The organism is Roseibium sp., from assembly GCF_039982295.1.
Taxonomy (GTDB): Bacteria; Pseudomonadota; Alphaproteobacteria; order Rhizobiales; family Stappiaceae; genus Roseibium.
The window spans coordinates 23546-40713 of sequence record NZ_JBDWYP010000049.1; the positions used below are offsets into that span (position 1 = coordinate 23546).

General features: G+C 57.0%; 16 protein-coding genes and 3 tRNA genes. 1 reads left to right on the plus strand and 18 read right to left on the minus strand.

Annotated features, from left to right (window positions below; genetic code table 11):
- Positions 1-20: 20 nt before the first annotated feature.
- The 17 genes from ABJZ52_RS09685 to ABJZ52_RS09765 form a co-directional block, all read right to left on the minus strand.
- On the minus strand, positions 21-1541 hold the full coding sequence (locus tag ABJZ52_RS09685; RefSeq protein ID WP_348191261.1) for an NADH-quinone oxidoreductase subunit M: 1521 nt from the start codon (positions 1539-1541) through the stop codon (positions 21-23).
- On the minus strand, positions 1541-3535 hold the full coding sequence (nuoL, locus tag ABJZ52_RS09690; RefSeq protein ID WP_348191258.1) for an NADH-quinone oxidoreductase subunit L: 1995 nt from the start codon (positions 3533-3535) through the stop codon (positions 1541-1543). Before nuoL ends, ABJZ52_RS09685 begins: the two co-directional genes overlap by 1 nt.
- Before the next feature lie 6 nt (positions 3536-3541).
- Positions 3542-3850, minus strand: a complete 309-nt coding sequence (gene nuoK / locus ABJZ52_RS09695) for an NADH-quinone oxidoreductase subunit NuoK (protein ID WP_153768914.1) — start codon at positions 3848-3850, stop codon at positions 3542-3544.
- Between the two features lie 91 nt (positions 3851-3941).
- A complete protein-coding gene (locus ABJZ52_RS09700) occupies positions 3942-4556 on the minus strand; it encodes an NADH-quinone oxidoreductase subunit J (RefSeq protein WP_348191255.1) in 615 nt (204 codons plus the stop codon).
- A 90-nt stretch (positions 4557-4646) separates the two neighbouring features.
- The gene (nuoI, locus tag ABJZ52_RS09705; protein WP_348191253.1) at positions 4647-5135 is read right to left on the minus strand and encodes an NADH-quinone oxidoreductase subunit NuoI; all 489 of its coding nucleotides are present in this window, start codon (positions 5133-5135) and stop codon (positions 4647-4649) included.
- A 23-nt stretch (positions 5136-5158) separates the two neighbouring features.
- Positions 5159-5395, minus strand: a complete 237-nt coding sequence (locus ABJZ52_RS09710) for a hypothetical protein (protein WP_348191250.1) — start codon at positions 5393-5395, stop codon at positions 5159-5161.
- Between the two features lies 1 nt (position 5396).
- Positions 5397-6446: an NADH-quinone oxidoreductase subunit NuoH gene (gene nuoH / locus ABJZ52_RS09715; protein WP_348191248.1), complete on the minus strand. Its 1050-nt coding sequence runs from the start codon at positions 6444-6446 to the stop codon at positions 5397-5399.
- Positions 6447-6461: 15 nt separating this feature from the next.
- Positions 6462-8558: an NADH-quinone oxidoreductase subunit NuoG gene (gene nuoG, locus ABJZ52_RS09720; protein ID WP_348191245.1), complete on the minus strand. Its 2097-nt coding sequence runs from the start codon at positions 8556-8558 to the stop codon at positions 6462-6464.
- A 28-nt stretch (positions 8559-8586) separates the two neighbouring features.
- Positions 8587-9885 (minus strand): NADH-quinone oxidoreductase subunit NuoF, encoded by a 1299-nt coding sequence (gene nuoF / locus ABJZ52_RS09725; RefSeq protein WP_348191242.1) that lies wholly within the window; start codon positions 9883-9885, stop codon positions 8587-8589.
- Positions 9886-9894: 9 nt separating this feature from the next.
- Complete coding sequence (locus ABJZ52_RS09730) at positions 9895-11139, minus strand: NADH-quinone oxidoreductase subunit E (protein WP_348191239.1); 1245 nt, start codon at positions 11137-11139, stop codon at positions 9895-9897.
- Positions 11140-11220: 81 nt separating this feature from the next.
- Complete coding sequence (locus ABJZ52_RS09735; RefSeq protein WP_348191237.1) at positions 11221-12405, minus strand: NADH-quinone oxidoreductase subunit D; 1185 nt, start codon at positions 12403-12405, stop codon at positions 11221-11223.
- An 11-nt stretch (positions 12406-12416) separates the two neighbouring features.
- Positions 12417-13022 carry an NADH-quinone oxidoreductase subunit C gene (locus tag ABJZ52_RS09740; protein ID WP_348191234.1) on the minus strand — a complete coding sequence of 202 codons (606 nt, stop codon included), beginning with the start codon at positions 13020-13022 and terminating at the stop codon, positions 12417-12419.
- A gap of 69 nt (positions 13023-13091) precedes the next feature.
- Positions 13092-13673 carry an NADH-quinone oxidoreductase subunit B family protein gene (locus ABJZ52_RS09745; RefSeq protein ID WP_348191231.1) on the minus strand — a complete coding sequence of 194 codons (582 nt, stop codon included), beginning with the start codon at positions 13671-13673 and terminating at the stop codon, positions 13092-13094.
- The gene (locus ABJZ52_RS09750; RefSeq protein ID WP_348191228.1) at positions 13664-14029 is read right to left on the minus strand and encodes an NADH-quinone oxidoreductase subunit A; all 366 of its coding nucleotides are present in this window, start codon (positions 14027-14029) and stop codon (positions 13664-13666) included. The genes ABJZ52_RS09745 and ABJZ52_RS09750 overlap by 10 nt, the downstream gene beginning before the upstream one ends.
- A 592-nt stretch (positions 14030-14621) precedes the next feature.
- Positions 14622-14698: transfer RNA gene (locus ABJZ52_RS09755), tRNA-Asp, on the minus strand.
- Between the two features lie 49 nt (positions 14699-14747).
- A tRNA-Asp gene (locus tag ABJZ52_RS09760) sits at positions 14748-14824 on the minus strand.
- A 1318-nt stretch (positions 14825-16142) separates the two neighbouring features.
- Positions 16143-16218: transfer RNA gene (locus tag ABJZ52_RS09765), tRNA-Val, on the minus strand.
- 292 nt (positions 16219-16510) lie between these two features.
- On the opposite strand from ABJZ52_RS09765, the gene ABJZ52_RS09770 reads away from it, so the two are divergent.
- Entirely contained in the window at positions 16511-16708 is a 198-nt protein-coding gene (locus ABJZ52_RS09770; RefSeq protein ID WP_348191225.1) for a hypothetical protein, read from the plus strand.
- 82 nt (positions 16709-16790) lie between these two features.
- On the opposite strand, the gene ABJZ52_RS09775 is transcribed toward ABJZ52_RS09770, so the two are convergent.
- Positions 16791-17066 carry an HU family DNA-binding protein gene (locus ABJZ52_RS09775; RefSeq protein ID WP_152501572.1) on the minus strand — a complete coding sequence of 92 codons (276 nt, stop codon included), beginning with the start codon at positions 17064-17066 and terminating at the stop codon, positions 16791-16793.
- Positions 17067-17168 lie beyond the last annotated feature (102 nt).

Genomic DNA, 17168 nt, shown 5'->3' on the forward strand with positions numbered 1-17168 from the left:
TTCATCTCGCCTTCGGAACGTTAGTGCGCGGCCGATGTGGCATGCTGGATCTGTCCAGCTGCCTCAAGGGCTGCTTGATATTGCGTAATCAGGTTGTCGACGGCGCCCTGTGTGACATCCAGGATCGCCATCGGGTAGAACCCGAAGAAGATCGTCAGGACAATCATGGGAACAAGGATCACCTTCTCCCTGAGATCCAAGTCGAGCATCGACTTGAGGCTTTCCTTCTCAAGCGCGCCGAACACCACCCGGCGGTAGAGATACAGCGCATATGCGGCCGACAGGATCACTCCAGTAGTCGCGAACATCGCAACCCATGTGTTCACCTGATACGCACCCATGAGCGTCAGGATTTCTCCCACGAAGCCCGAGGTGCCTGGCAGCCCGACATTCGCCATCGTGAAGATTAGGAAGGCGACCGCGTATTTCGGCATCCGGCTGACCAACCCTCCATAAGCAGCAATCTCGCGCGTGTGCATACGATCATAAATCACACCGACACAAAGAAACAGCGCACCGGAGACAATGCCGTGGGAGAGCATCTGGAAGATACCGCCCTGAACACCCTGCGGTGTCATGGTGAAGATCCCCATGGTCACGTACCCCATGTGGGCAACGGACGAATAGGCAATCAGTTTCTTGATGTCTTCCTGGGCAAGCGCCACCAGCGAGGTGTAGATGATCGCCACGACCGACAAGGTGAAGACCATGGGGGCGAACATGTCCGAGGCAATCGGGAACATCGGCAAGGAAAAGCGCAGGAAGCCATAACCACCGAGCTTCAGCAGGATACCGGCAAGAATCACGGAACCGGCTGTCGGCGCCTCAACGTGGGCATCGGGCAACCAGGTATGAACCGGCCACATTGGCATCTTCACGGCAAAGCTCGCAAAGAATGCGACCCACAGCCAGGTCTGCATCTCGGCCGGGAACGGATGCTGCAGCAGCACCGTGATGTCCGTCGTGCCAGCCTCCCAGTACATCGCCATGATCGCGATCAGCATCAAAACCGATCCGAGCAGCGTGTACAGGAAGAACTTGTAGGATGCATAGACGCGCCGTGCACCACCCCATACTCCGATGATCAGGAACATCGGGATCAGACCAGCTTCGAAGAAGACGTAGAAAACCACCAGATCAAGCGAGCAGAACACGCCGATCATCAGGGTTTCCAGGATGAGGAACGCGATCATGTATTCCTTCACCCGCTTTTGCACACTCTCCCAGGAGGCGAGAATGCAGAAAGGCATGAGGAACGTCGACAGGATCACGAAGAGCAGCGAGATGCCGTCCACGCCCATCTTGTAGTTGATGGCGCCACCAAGCCACTCTGTGGTTTCCACCATCTGGAAGCCGGGGTTGCTGTAGTCAAAGAACCCCCAGACAAACAGTGACAGACCAAAAGTGAAAATGGTCGAAAACAGCGCAACCATGCGGATGTTCCGCTTGCCGTCCTCGTCGTCACCCGGCACCAGCAGGATCGCAAGCACCCCTGCCAATGGCAGGAACGTTGTCGTGGTGAGAATGGGCCAGTCGATCATCAGTGTGCTCCTCCGACGGTGCCAGCACCGGTAAACATCGACCAGGTGATGAGGGCAGCCACGCCGATCAGCATCGCAAAAGCATAGTGGTAAAGATATCCGGTCTGAAGTTTCACGACCCAGGCCGTGACGTTTTGAACTCGGGCAGCAACGCCGTTCGGTCCGTAACCGTCAATCACCTTGCCGTCTCCCTGCTTCCAAAGAACGCGGCCGATCCACATCGCCGAGCGCACGAAAAGGAGGTTGTAGAGCTCATCGAAGTACCACTTGTTGAGCAGGAACTGGTAGAGCCCCGAATGTTCCTCCGCCAGCTTCTTCGGGGTTTCCGGAGAGCGGATGTAGAACTGATAGGCCACCAGGAACCCAAGGACCATCATCACGAAGGGTGACACCTTCACCCAGGCAGGAACCTCGTGCATGTCATGCAGCACATGGTTCTCTGCGCCAGTGAACAAAGCGCCCTTCCAGAAGGCATCGTAACCGTCGCCATAAAAAGAGCCGTAGAAGACCATCCCGGCCAGAACCGCACCGATTGACAGAAAGAACAGCGGCACCGTCATCACCAGTGGCGATTCGTGAATGTGCTTCATGACATCGACGGACGCGCGCGGCTTGCCATGGAAAGTCATGAAGGTCAGGCGCCAAGAATAGAAGGACGTCAGACCGGCAGCAATGACGGTCAGCCAGAAGCCATACTGCGCCATTGCGTTGTGACCGGCATATGCTGCCTCAATCACCGCATCCTTGGAGATGAAGCCGGCGAAACCGATGTGCGTGAACGGGATACCGACACCGGTCAGGGCGACGGTTCCGATGAACATGGTCCAATAGGTGATTGGAATGTGCTTCCGCAGGCCGCCCATCTTTCGCATGTCCTGTTCATCGGACACGGCATGAATGACCGAACCGGCGCAAAGGAACAGAAGGGCCTTGAAGAAGGCGTGCGTGAAGAGATGGAACACGGCGATGGAATAGGCGCCTACACCGAGAGCCACGAACATGTAGCCGAGCTGCGAACAGGTCGAATAGGCGATCACGCGCTTGATGTCGTTTTGCACCAGACCAACCGTCGCGGCGAAAAACGCTGTTGTTGCACCAAAGAAGGTGACGACCGTCAGTGCTGTATGCGAGAGCTCAAACAGCGGAGACAGACGCGCCACCATGAAGACGCCCGCAGTGACCATTGTCGCTGCGTGGATCAAAGCGGAAACAGGCGTCGGGCCTTCCATCGCGTCCGGCAGCCAGGTGTGCAGCAGGAACTGGGCCGACTTGCCCATCGCACCCATGAAGAGCAGCAGGCAAATCACCGTCATCGCGCCATGGGCATCCAGATGATAGCCAAGGAAGCTCATGACGTCGCCATGGCCTTCGCCTTCCATCAGCGCCGGAGCATTTGCGAACACCGTGGACAGGTCAATGCTGTTGAAAACATAGAATACACCGAAGATGCCGAGCGCAAAGCCGAAGTCACCCACACGGTTGACCACAAAGGCCTTCATCGCCGCCGCATTGGCCGATGGCTTCTTGTACCAGAAGCCGATCAGAAGGTAGGACGCAAGACCAACACCTTCCCATCCGAAGAACATCTGCAACAGGTTGTCGGATGTAACAAGCGAGAGCATCGCAAAGGTGAAGAGCGACAGATAAGCGAAGAACCGTGGCCGGTGCGGATCATGGTGCATGTAGCCGATCGAATAGACATGAACCAGCGCCGAAACCGAGTTCACGACGACCAGCATGACAACCGTCAGTGTGTCGATACGCAGGGACCAGGAGACATCAAGAGCCCCTGCCGTGATCCAGCGCATGATCTCGACCTGATAGAGCGCCGTTTCGCCATAGCCGACCGTAAAGAATGCGACCCAGGACAAAAGCGCCGCCACAATCACCAACCCGGCGGTGATATATTCGCTGGCCTTGTTCCCCAGAGCCTTACCGAACAACCCGACAATCAGGAAGCCGATCAGAGGCAGGAATACGATTGCGGAGTACATTCGCCCCTAGCCTTTCATCATGTTGATGTCTTCCACGGCGATTGAGCCGCGGTTTCGGTGGAACACCACCAGAATAGCGAGACCGATGGACGCTTCAGCAGCAGCCACTGTCAGCACCAGCAGGGTGAAGATCTGCCCCATCAAATCGCCGAGATGCGACGAGAAGGCGACAAAGTTGAGGTTCACCGAAAGCAGAATGAGCTCGATGGACATCAGGATGACGATCACGTTCTTCCGGTTCAAGAAGATCCCGAAGATTCCAATCGTGAACAGGATGGCTGCAACCGCCAAATAATGCGACAGACCGATTTCCATGGGCGCCTCGCCGTGCTCCCCTCGTTTAACCCCACCGAACCTGGCGCGGAGTGGTCGCCTTGGTCCGATCCAAATGAAATGCGCCGTTGCGCTAGATACCCTTACCCGTCTCGACCTTCTTGATCTCAACAGACGTTTCAGGAGTCCGGGCAACCTGATCGGCAATATTCTGCCGCTTGACGTATTCCTTGTGGCGCAAGGTCAGGACAATGGCACCAATCATGGCAACCAGAAGCACAAGCCCCGCAACCTGGAAGTAGAAGATGTATTTTGTATAGAGCACCGCGCCGATGGCTTCGATGTTCGACATTTCGGTCAAGGCCGGCGTCGGCTCGGAAACATGCGTCAGAAGCTCCGGTGCGATCACCCAGGCGCCAACGCCCATCAGGATCTCGACAAGCAGGACAAGTCCGACCAGCGCGCCGACCGGCAGATACTGCAGAAAACCCTGGCGCAACTCGACGAAATCGACGTCCAACATCATGACAACGAAGAGGAAGAGAACCGCCACCGCGCCGACATAGACGACGATAAGAAGCATCGCCAGATACTCGGCACCGAGCATGACAAACAGCCCGGCAGAGTTACAGAAGGCGAAGATCAGAAACAGCACCGAGTGCACCGGATTGCGGGAGGCAATGACCATCAAGGCCGATGCGACAGTCACCCCGGCAAACAGATAGAAGAAAAGCGCGTTCAGGATCATGGATAGATCTGCCTGTCGTCTGGCCGGAACCGGCCGGGAAGAGACATTCGGCCGGATTGCCAAAACGCCTCGATGAGTTGTGTCGTGCCCCTAGCGGTATGGGGCGTCCATTTCAATGTTGCGAGCGATTTCGCGCTCCCAGCGGTCACCGTTCGCGAGCAGCTTGTCCTTGGAATAGTAAAGCTCTTCGCGGGTTTCGGTGGCGAATTCGAAGTTGGGCCCTTCGACAATCGCATCCACCGGACAGGCTTCCTGGCAGAAGCCGCAGTAGATGCACTTCACCATGTCGATATCATAACGCGTCGTCCGGCGGGTTCCATCGTTGCGGCGCGGACCTGCCTCGATGGTGATCGCCTGTGCCGGGCAGATTGCCTCGCAGAGTTTACAGGCAATGCATCGCTCTTCCCCGTTGGGATAGCGGCGCAGGGCATGCTCCCCGCGAAAACGCGAGCTCTGTGGACCCTTTTCAAAGGGATAGTTGACTGTCGGCTTCGGCTTGAAGAAGTAGCGCATGGCCAAAAAGAACGCCGAAACGAACTCCTTCAAGAACAGCGATTTGGCGGCCTGATCAAGTCCCATCGCCCTGTTGCCTTCCCTCGTGCTTACCCGACAAGTTGACTGCCGGCCAGATACCCGATGATCGGAAAACCGAAGATCGGCACTGCAAAAATCAATCCTCGCAAGAGCGCGCCGTACTTTGCGACAAAGCCGCCATCGCCACCCTCACGTCTGTTTTTTTCCTCGGCCGCCTGAAGGATCCCTTTGAGGATCTTCCAGTCGAGCCAGCCGAGGTATCCCCCAAGCACTGCCCCGACCAGTCCGGCGAACGAAATACTCACCTTATGGCGCCCAGCCCATAGTCATGAGCACAGCAGCCACGATCACGACCATTGCAAGCGACAGCGGCAGGAACACTTTCCAGCCCAGGCGCATCAGCTGATCGTAGCGGTACCGTGGCACCATGGCCTTGACCATCGCAAACATGAAGAAGCCGAGCAGACACTTCAGAAGGAACCAGACGACACCCGGAACCCATGTGAACGGAACAAAGTCGAATGGCGGCAGCCATCCACCCATGAAGAAGATGGTCATCAGCGCGCACATGAGGCAGATGGCGACATATTCGCCAAGCATGAACATCATGTACGGCGTGGAGCCGTATTCCACCATGAAGCCCGCAACCAGCTCCGATTCAGCTTCCGCCAGATCGAAAGGCGGCCGGTTCGTCTCGGCCAGCGCAGAGACAAAGAAGATCACGAACATCGGGAACAGCGGCAGCCAATACCAGTTCAGGAAGGCCAGCCACGGCACGCCCAGCATGTCCGCAAGGCCGGTCTGCTGCGACAGCACGATTTCGGTCAGGTTCAGAGACCCTGCGCAAAGCAGGACCGTCACGATGACGAAACCAATCGAGACTTCGTAGGAAACCATCTGCGCTGCGGAGCGGAGCGCTGACAGGAAGGGATACTTCGAATTCGAAGCCCAGCCGCCCATGATGATGCCGTAGATCTCAAGGGAGGAAATTGCAAAGACGTAAAGAACGCCAACGTTGATGTTCGCAATCACCCAGCCCTCGGAGACGGGAATGACCGCCCAGGTCGCCAATGCCAACATCACGGACACAAGCGGTGCAAGCAGGAAAAGCACCTTGTTGGAGCCAGACGGAATAACCGGCTCCTTGAGGACAAATTTCAAGAGGTCGGCAAAGCTCTGAAGCAGCCCCCAGGGGCCGACGACGTTCGGGCCGCGGCGGATCTGGACAGCAGCCCAGATCTTGCGGTCCGCGTAAAGCACATAGGCGACGATCACCAGAAGAACGACGAGAAGCAATACGCTCTGGAACACCATCCAAAGGAACGGAAAGCCGTAGGTCGTCATAAAGTCCGACATGTCTGTCCCTGCCCCTTATTCCGCTGCTTCGGCCGCGCGCGACTTGGCCAAGGCGGAACATTCCGCCATCACGGCCGATGCACGTGCAATCGGGTTCGTCAGATAAAATTCAGAGATGGCGTTGGCAAAGCCTGCCGCTTCCATCTTGCCTGCCCCCTTTGCCAGTTCCGCGACATCGGCTGATGAGCCGACCTCGATCGCGTCAATGGAAAGGAAATGTGGATGCGCTTCACACAGAAGCGCTCGAAGGGCACCCAGAGAGTCGAACGGCAAGGTCTTGCCGAGCACCGCAGACAGCGCACGCAGGACCGCCCAGTCTTCGCGAGCGTCCCCTGGAGGGAAGCCGGCACGGTCGGCCATCTGGACACGGCCTTCCGTGTTCACGTAGGTTCCCGACTTCTCTGTATAGGCTGCACCGGGCAAGATCACGTCGGCGCCATGAGCGCCGCGATCGCCGTGCGTTCCGATATAGACGACAAAGGCATTGCCAAAGACCGACATGTCCATCTCGTCAGCGCCGAGCAGGAACAGGGCTTCAAGGTCTCCCTTGGAGGCTGCATCCTGCATGGCGGCAATCGACTTGCCACCTTCGCCTGGCACAAAACCTATATCCAGTCCGCCAACGCGCGACGCCGCCGTGTGGAGCACTGAGAAACCGTTCCAGTCCTCGCTGATAGCGCCAACAGCTTTTGCAAGCTTCGCAGCATTCGCCAGTACGGAAACACCATCCACGCGGGCAAGTGCACCTTGACCAACGATGATCAGCGGCTTCTTCGCGCCTTTCAGAACATCGACAAAGCTGTTCTTCCCGGCGACAAGATCCGAAAGCGTGTCGGTACCCGCACCAAGATAGGTTGTCTCATAGGTCAGATCCGCGGCTTCGCCGATCACGCCGACTTTCAGACCGCCCTGACGCCAGCGCTTGCGGATCCGTGCGTTGAGCACTGGAGCCTCGATACGCGGGTTTGAAGCAATGATCAGAACCGCATCCGCGTCCTCGATGCCCTCGATCGTGGCATTGAAGAGGTAGCTGGCACGGCCCTTGGCCGGATCCAGTGCGGCACCATCCTGGCGACAGTCGATGTTGGCAGAGCCAAGCGACGTCATCAGGCTCTTGAGCGCAAACATTTCCTCGACGCTGGCAAGATCTCCCGCGACAGCGCCAATCTTGGAGCCATCTAGCGTGCCAACCTTGTCTGCAATGATCTGGAACGCCTCGCTCCAGGACACTGGCTGAAGACGGCCGTCTTTCTTGGCATAAGGTCGGTCAAGCCGCTGCGTCTTCAGACCATCCCAGATGTAACGGGTCTTGTCGGAAATCCATTCCTCATTCACCGCCTCGTTGAGACGCGGCATGATGCGCATGACTTCCTTGCCGCGCGTATCGACCCGGATCGCTGATCCGACAGCATCCATCACATCGATGCTTTCGGTTTTGACCAGTTCCCAAGGACGCGCATGGAAAGCGTAAGGCTTGGATGTCAGAGCACCAACCGGACACAGGTCAACGACGTTGCCCTGAAGTTCGGAGGACAGCGCTGCTTCCAGATACGTGGTGATTTCGGCATCTTCACCGCGGCCGATCAGGCCCATGTCAGACACACCGGCAACTTCCGTGGTGAAGCGGACACAGCGCGTGCAGTGAATGCAACGGGTCATGATGGTCTTGACCAGCGGACCCAGGTGCTTGTTCTCGACGGCGCGCTTGTTCTCGCCGAAACGGGAGTTGTCCACGCCATAGGCCATGGCCTGGTCCTGGAGGTCGCACTCGCCGCCCTGGTCGCAGATCGGGCAATCCAGCGGATGGTTGATCAGGAGAAACTCCATCACACCTTCACGGGCCTTCTTGACCATCGGGCTCTTGGTTTCAACGACCGGCGGTTCGCCATTCGGGCCAGGACGCAGATCCTTGACCGACATCGCACAGGATGCCGTCGGCTTGGGCGGGCCGCCCTTCACCTCAACAAGACACATGCGGCAGTTGCCGGCGATCGACAGCCTGTCGTGGTAGCAAAACCGAGGAACCTCGGCACCAGCCTCTTCACAGGCCTGAAGCAGCGTGTAGTCCGCGGGGACCTCTACTTCGTTGCCGTCGATGATCAGTTTTGTCATCGCCTGCTCTCCAAATCCCGTTTCCGCATCACTCGGCCGCCACCAATGGTGCAGGTTTCGCCTTGGCGACATAATCGTCGATGCGCTGCTCAATCACTGGCCTGAAGTTCTTGATCAGACCCTGAATCGGCCATGCCGCTGCGTCTCCGAGTGCGCAAATTGTGTGGCCTTCGACCTGCTTGGTCACATTGAACAGCATGTCGATTTCCTCATAGGACGACTGGCCCTTGACCATCCGTTCCATGACCCGCCACATCCAGCCGGTTCCCTCTCGGCAGGGTGTACACTGTCCGCAGCTTTCATGCTTGTAGAAATAGCTGAGGCGGGCGATTGCCTTGATGATGTCCGTCGACTTGTCCATGACGATCACCGCGGCAGTTCCAAGGCCGGAGCCAAGGCCGCGCAGCGTATCAAAGTCCATCGGTGTGTCCTTGATCTGCTCTGCCGTAAGGCATGGAACAGATGAGCCACCTGGAATCACTGCCAGGAGATTGTCCCAGCCACCGCGAATTCCGCCACAATGTCTTTCCATCATCTCGGCAAAGGGCACACCCAGCTCTTCTTCGAAGGTCGCCGGCTGATTGACGTGGCCAGACACGCAGAAAAGTTTGGTGCCTGTATTGTTCGGCTTGCCGAGACCGGCGAACCAGGAACCGCCACGGCGCAGAATTGTCGGCGCAACCGCAATCGATTCGACGTTGTTCACGGTCGTCGGACACCCATAAAGACCCACGTTCGCCGGAAACGGCGGCTTCAGCCGCGGCTGGCCCTTCTTGCCCTCAAGGCTTTCCAGAAGCGCAGTTTCCTCGCCGCAGATATATGCGCCGGCGCCATGATGGACGTAAATGTCGAAATCATAGCCGTTCTTGTTGTTCTTCCCGATCAGGCCAGCGTCATAGGCCTGGTCGATCGCCGCCTGCAGACGCTCACGCTCACGGATGAATTCACCGCGCACGTAGATGTAGGCCGCAATCGCGCCCATGGCATAGCCCGCAACGAGGCAACCTTCCACCAGAGTATGTGGGTCATGACGAAGGATTTCGCGGTCTTTGCAGGTGCCTGGCTCAGACTCATCAGCGTTGACGACGAGATAGGCGGGACGTCCGTCGGAGGCCTTTGGCATGAAGGACCACTTCAAGCCGGTCGGGAAACCCGCACCACCGCGGCCACGAAGGCCCGAGGCCTTCATCTCGTCGATGATCCAATCGCGGCCCTTGTCGAGCAGACCCTTGGTGTTGTCCCACTGGCCACGCTTCTTGGCGCCCTCAAAACCCCAATCATTGAGCCCGTAGATATTGGTGAAGATCCGATCCTGATCTTTCAGCATCTCTTCCCCCTACCCTTCGTTCTTGCTGGAGGGCACAGTACCCTTGGCAACACGCTTGGAAAATTCCGTTTCCCCGCCTTCGGCGAGGATCTTGGCCTGAGCAACCCAGCCATCCCGTTCGATGCGGCCCTTGAACTTCAAGCGGCTGTCGACCCAGGCGATCTCAGCCGGTCCCCAGTTGGCGACCTGATCGAAATGGAAGAAGCCAAGCTCATGCAAGGTTGATTCAAGCTTCGGCCCAACGCCCTTGAGCTGTTTCAGGTCGTCCGCCTTGCCGCCGCGCGCTTCCTTGAGAATCTCAGGCTCTTTTTCAGCAACATCAGTTGCTGCCTCAGCTGCAGCAGGTGCCTTCTTCGCCGCCGCCGGCTCGGCCGGGGCTTCAGCGCTTTTGGGCTTGGCCTTTGAGACGGGTTTCGGCTCGGATGGCTTTACGGCAGCCTTCTCGACCTTCTTTTCCGTCTCCGCAACGCTCTCGCCCGCCTGCTTGGCGGCAAAGGCGGCTTTCACCTTCGCGACAGCATCTTCGGCCGGCGTCGGCACGCCATCATAATCGTTGCCATCCGCATTGATCGGGCCGCCGGCGAAAGCGTGAGACGCTTTCTCGTTGCCGTCGACCAGATGTGGCACAGGCAGCACGCCCTTGGTGTCGTCGTCGACTTCGGTCAGGCTGGTTTGACCACCTTCAGCCATTGCAAAACGGCGTCCGTTCTGCGGGCCGGGTGTCACTTCCCTGCCGGCGGAAATATCGTCAATCAGCGCGTTGAAACTGTCTGCTGTCAGATCTTCGTAGGTGTCCTTGAAGATCTGCACCATTGGCGCATTCACGCAGGCGCCCAGGCACTCTACCTCTTCCCACGAGAACATGCCGTCCTCGGAAATCTCGTGCATGTGCTTGGCAATGCGGCTCTTGCAGATGTTGATCAGGTCCTCAGACCCACGCAGCTGACACGGTGTCGTTCCGCAGACCTGAATGTGAGCCTTCTTGCCCACAGGCTGCAGCTGAAACATCGTGTAGAATGTCGCAACTTCCAGAACGCGAATGTGCGGCATGTCGAGAAGATCCGCGATATAGCGGATCGCTGGTTCACACACCCAGCCGTCGTGCTGTTCTTGGGCACGCCACAACAGTGGGATCACGGCTGACGCCTGCCGTCCCGCAGGGTACCGGTCGATCAGCTTCTTCGCCCACGCGAGATTCTTCTCGGTGAAGGCAAAACTGTCAGGTTGTTCCGCGGCAAGTCTGCGAACCGCCATGGTGTTATCCCCGTCCTGTTTCGATGACCGGAGCCGAAATGCCGGCTACCAGGGTCGAATGAGATGTGCGTGACCCGATCATCAACGATCGACCTCGCCGAATACGATATCCATGGAGCCTAGCACGGCCGAGACGTCGGCAAGCTGGTGCCCACGGCACAGAAAGTCCATCGCCTGAAGATGCGCAAATCCTGGCGCCTTGATCTTGCAGCGATACGGCTTGTTTGTGCCGTCAGCGACAAGATAGACACCAAACTCGCCCTTCGGAGCCTCCACGGCGGCGTAAACCTCGCCGGCAGGCACATGATAGCCTTCGGTATAAAGCTTGAAGTGGTGGATCAGCGCTTCCATCGAACGTTTCATTTCGCCGCGCTTGGGCGGGACGATCTTGCCGTCTTTGGAAGAGACCGGGCCAGTTTCCACGGTCAACTTTTCCAGGCACTGCTTCATGATCCGCACCGATTGGCGCATCTCTTCCATACGGATGAGATAGCGGTCATAGCAATCGCCGTTCTTGCCAATCGGAATATCGAAATCCAGATCTGCATAGCATTCGTAGGGCTGCGACTTGCGCAGATCCCAGGCTGCGCCCGATCCACGCACCATGACACCGGAAAAGCCCCAGGCCCACGCATCATCCAGATCAACGACGCCAATATCGACGTTGCGCTGCTTGAAGATGCGGTTGTCTGTCAGAAGGCCCTCAATATCGTCCAGTGTCTGCAGAAACGGATCGCAGAAATCCCAGATATCATCCAAAAGCGCGCGCGGAAGATCCTGATGAACACCGCCAGGACGGACGTAGGCGGCATGCAAGCGTGCACCACAAGCCCGCTCATAAAACACCATCAGCTCTTCGCGTGGCTCAAAGCCCCAAACCGGCGGCGTCAACGCACCGACGTCCAGCGCCTGCGTAGTCACATTCAAGAGATGAGACAGCAGTCGACCGATTTCGCAAAAGAGCACACGGATCAGCTGTCCTCGCATGGGCACATTGATATCAAGCATACGCTCGACAGCCAGGGCAAAGGCATGCTCCTGGTTCATGGGAGCCACATAGTCGAGACGGTCGAAATAAGGCACCGCCTGCAAATAGGTCTTCTGCTCGATCAGCTTTTCAGTGCCGCGATGAAGAAGACCGATGTGCGGATCAACACGGGTCACGACCTCGCCGTCCAGCTCAAGCACAAGGCGCAATACGCCGTGAGCCGCCGGGTGCTGCGGACCAAAGTTGATGTTGAAGTTTCGAACCTGAGCTTCAGCCATCCGGGAGAGCCTTAATTCGTGGTTGCTTTCTCATCGCCCGGCAGCACGTAGTCCGTGCCTTCCCATGGCGAGAGAAAATCGAAATTGCGGAATTCCTGATTCAGGCGAACCGGCTCATAAACGACGCGCTTCTTCTCATCGTCATAACGGACTTCAACAAAGCCGGTAACCGGGAAGTCCTTGCGCAACGGGTGCCCGTCAAAGCCGTAGTCGGTGAGGATACGCCGCAGGTCCGGGTGACCGGAAAAGAGGATGCCATACATGTCGAAGGCTTCACGCTCGAACCATTCTGCCCCTGGAAACAAAGGAGTCAGAGAGGCAATCGGGGTTTCTTCATCGGCTGCGATCTTCACACGGATACGCTGGTTCTGCACCGGAGACAGGAAGTGATAGACGACATCGAAACGCTTTTCGCGTGCGGGCCAATCCACACCGCAAATGTCTGTCAGGTTGATGAACTTGCACGAGCTGTTGTCGCGCAAATACCGAACCACTTGAAGAATGTCGGTCGTGGAGGCGACAAGGGTCAGCTCGCCATATTCGACGGTCCAGGACAAAAGAGAACTTCCCAGAGCAAGCTCGATATGCTCGGCCAGTTCCTTCAACGTCTCGTCCATGTTCTTATGACCTCACTCCGTTGGAGCCCTCAATCGGGGCAGAAACCCGCCCCTACTCAAACCTGTCGTTTAACGTTCAATGGTCCCCGTACGACGAATCTTCTTCTGAAGCATCAAAACGCCATAGAGCAGTGCCTCCGCGGTCGGAGGGCAGCCGGGAACGTAGATATCCACCGGCACGACGCGGTCGCATCCACGCACGACCGAATAGGAATAGTGATAGTAGCCACCACCATTGGCACACGACCCCATCGAAATGACGTAGCGCGGTTCCGGCATCTGGTCGTAGACCTTGCGAAGCGCAGGCGCCATCTTGTTGGTCAACGTGCCAGCCACAATCATCACATCAGACTGACGCGGGGAGGCCCGCGGAGCAAATCCAAAGCGCTCGGCATCGTAACGCGGCATCGCCATCTGCATCATCTCGACAGCGCAGCAAGCAAGACCAAAGGTCATCCACATGAGCGAACCGGTGCGCGCCCACTGGATCAGATTGTCAGTTGACGTGACGAGAAAGCCCTTGTCAGCCAGCTCATCGTTGACTTCCATGAAGAACGGATCATTCGCACCGACAGGTTTGCCGGTGTTGGGATCAATAACGCTCTTCGGGCTTTCCGCAATGAGCGGACCGGATGTCGTGGTCAATCCCATTCCAGCGCTCCCTTTTTCCATTCATAGATGAAGCCGATGGTCAGCACGCCCAGGAAGACCATCATCGACCAAAAGCCGTACCATCCCAGGTCACCAAACTTGACGGCCCACGGGAATAGAAAAGCAACTTCCAGATCAAAGATGATGAACAGAATGGAGACGAGGTAAAATCGCACGTCGAACTTCATGCGTGCATCATCGAAGGCGTTGAACCCGCACTCATAGGCCGACAGTTTTTCCGGATCCGGATTTTGGTAGGCAATGAGAAACGGCGACACAAGCAGCGCAATGCCGATCACCAGCGCGATGCCGATGAACACGACGATCGGGACATATTCCCGCAATAGTTCTTCCATGTCTTTCGCGTCCTTGCATTTGGAGGTTGGGTCGGGAGGAGACCCAGCCTTCAAGGCCTTATTCTAGAGCAGCATGAACCACTCAGAAAGAGCAAGGCCTGTCAGCGCTTGATTGTCCAACATGCGAAGGCACGCTTATCCCACCACTTGAATCAACGCAAGTGCATAGCCGGTCATGAGAAAGTCACGCTTCCGCCTGATTTGACCCAACGCCACATAATTCGGGCTTTTCCGGCGATTGCGTCGCGGTTGAAAACTCCAAAAAGATTCTGCGCGCAGCCAGGTCTTCGATTCTTCTATGTGGCGAAGAGAATCGCAATCCTGTCACCGGCAAGCTTCAATTCGCCGCAGAAGCATGAGAAATTTCACAGTGTCAAAAAGAGTAGCGAACTCAATGCATCAGACAGTCCGCGCGTAGCGAGAGCAAATCTGCCTATGCGATTACGCCTCAGACTTCACGCTTTTGCGCGACAGAAAATCCAGCGCATCAAAGTGAAAAAGCGCGACCCACAAGCAGGCCAACATCACGGCGCAGTGACTAAAGTCACCGCATGCGTAAATCAATTCAGAGGGGAGAAAAAGAAACCGTAAGTGGCGCGAGTGACGGGACTCGAACCCGCGACCTCCGGCGTGACAGGCCGGCACTCTAACCAACTGAGCTACACCCGCACACTTAACGGTATTTTCTTTGCGCCGCTTCCCTTGTCTTTAAAGGAAGTGGCGCGAGTGACGGGACTCGAACCCGCGACCTCCGGCGTGACAGGCCGGCACTCTAACCAACTGAGCTACACCCGCTCCGCAGCAGCGATGTGATATCGTTGCGAAGTGGCGCTGATGTACGGCGGCTGAAGATGGAAGTCAAGCACTGCCACGAGCGTAATATGTCGATTTTACGAAAGGCCGCAAAACCCGGCGTAACCCGCGAAAACCGAAGCCCTTTCGCTTGTGGATAAAAATCGTGAGCCAAACGGCCTGGTAACCGACAAGGTTGCCTCCACTGCGGAAGCTGCGCAGACGGAAAGGCTGGCGCAATCAGCGCCTTCTCAAGGTCCGGCGTCGATGCCGTTTCTGGCGAAGATAAATATGCGCCGTCATGCCATCGGGACCATCCACTCCCACAGTCTCCGCCATGTGCAAAAATGAGGTGACCATGAGGTCAAAATTCAACCATGTCGTGGATGCGACATTGGGGGCAGGCTCTTCCTGACCGCCAGTCCGGAACGTGCCTGTGACCGCAGGCGTCCTTCGCCAAATCAAACCTGAAGAGTTTCCAGGCCCCGTTTGCATGTCTTGCACACGCAGGAGTGCGCATCTGCAGGAACCGCCAGCATCCCATTGTCGACACCGTCGAGGCTAAGGAAAACTTGCGCCACTTCATCCAACTCTCTCGGCCCGCCGGTAAAGAGACATCAAAAGATCCATCCGGCAGTGGAACTTACCCTCCCTCGCCTGCTGTCGCCGACTCCGGTGGAAACTCCCAAGCCAACCGCTCGCGAAATCAAGGGCTTGGGCCTGAGGCTCCTCGTCCAAATCGCCGGAGGAAATGCAGCAAAGTTTGAGCTGCCTCAACGCACGATCGCACACGACACTCTAGAGCTGAGAACCAAATTCATCGCCCTAGACGTCAAAAACTCGCAACGTCGGCAGTCAGCACGGGAATGCGCCGAAAAGCGACCGTTTCAAGACACCCGGACAGCGTCTATTGAGAAATCGAAGGAAACAGAGCGAATGGATCTCAGGGCTATCGTGGAACTCGTAGAAGAGCACTATCAACGCGTTCTCGGAGAGAACCAGCACGTCGGTCGGGACGATCCTGATCTCTTTGCGCTCATCATGCCCCACCTCGTGAAGGAGATTAGCGCCCGCTCCGTGGAGACCGAGTACCGTTCCAGCTATTATTCCCAGTCGCAATCTGAGACCAGCGAGACACCAGACGAGCACGCCCCTCACCTGCATCGCAAGACGATGACCTTCTCGCCGTTCGTGTGGAAACAGCACGTCGGCTCCTCGAGAACGTCATTCAGTCCCGACGCAATTCGCGATAGTCACCAGACGATATCACGGGATCTGCCGGTAGCAGTTGGTGTATCTGGTTTCAATGTGAAAGGAGAAATGGTGGGCGATGAGAGACTCGAACTCCCGACATCCTCGGTGTAAACGAGGCGCTCTACCAACTGAGCTAATCGCCCTCAACGCAGTGCTTGTCCGCGTTCGATGAGAGGCTTTTATGCAGTTTCCGCGCACATTGCAAGAACAACTATATCGGTTATCAACAAGTCGGGAAAACAGCCTGCGAATGCGCGCCTGCCAGATGCCATGGGTGGGCGCGTGCACCCAACAGGTCCATCTATCGGTCGAATAGCGCATAAAAGCCATCCAAGGCTTTTGCAGCCGTGAATTGATGTAGATCGCATTCGCGCCCGCCAGACCGCGCTATGGTGCCTCCGGGACCGCTCAACGCCGCCTGCTGGAGCTTTCAAGATGAAGAGACGCGACAAGATTATCACCGCAATCCTGCTGATCGCCCTGGTCAGCATAGTCATTCTCATCTTCAGCATTCCAGTCAGCATGTCGACCAAGACCTATGCCAGCATTGCTTTCGGCGCGATCCTCGCCTTCGGCATTCTGGAGTTGATCCTGTCCCTGATCTCGACCTTAAAAAATCAGAACAAGCGATAAGCCCTCCCCCTCACCTGACACAAAAAACCCCACGCACCGTCAGGCGCGCGGGGTTGATAGCGAAGTCGCCAGGAAAACCCGATTAGGAGTTTACGGCATCCTTCAGGCCTTTGCCGGCCTTGAACTTGGGCGTCTTGGACGCCGGGATCTGGATCGTTTCACCGGTGCGCGGGTTGCGGCCTTCGGTAGCAGCACGTGCGGAAACGGTGAAGTTGCCAAAACCGATGATGCGAACTTCGTCACCGCTCTTCAGAGTTTCGGTGACAGCATCAAAAGTTGCGTCAACAGCTTCGCCTGCCTGCGCCTTCGTGAGGCCGGTCTTTTCTGCGACGGCTGCGATCAGATCGTTCTTGTTCATAGCAGATACCTTTCTAAGAAACGGCGGTTGGCCGACGATTCTCGTCAGCGCCGTTGCGCGAAAATCGGGCGAAAACGCTTCAAACGCAAGCCATTAATTCGC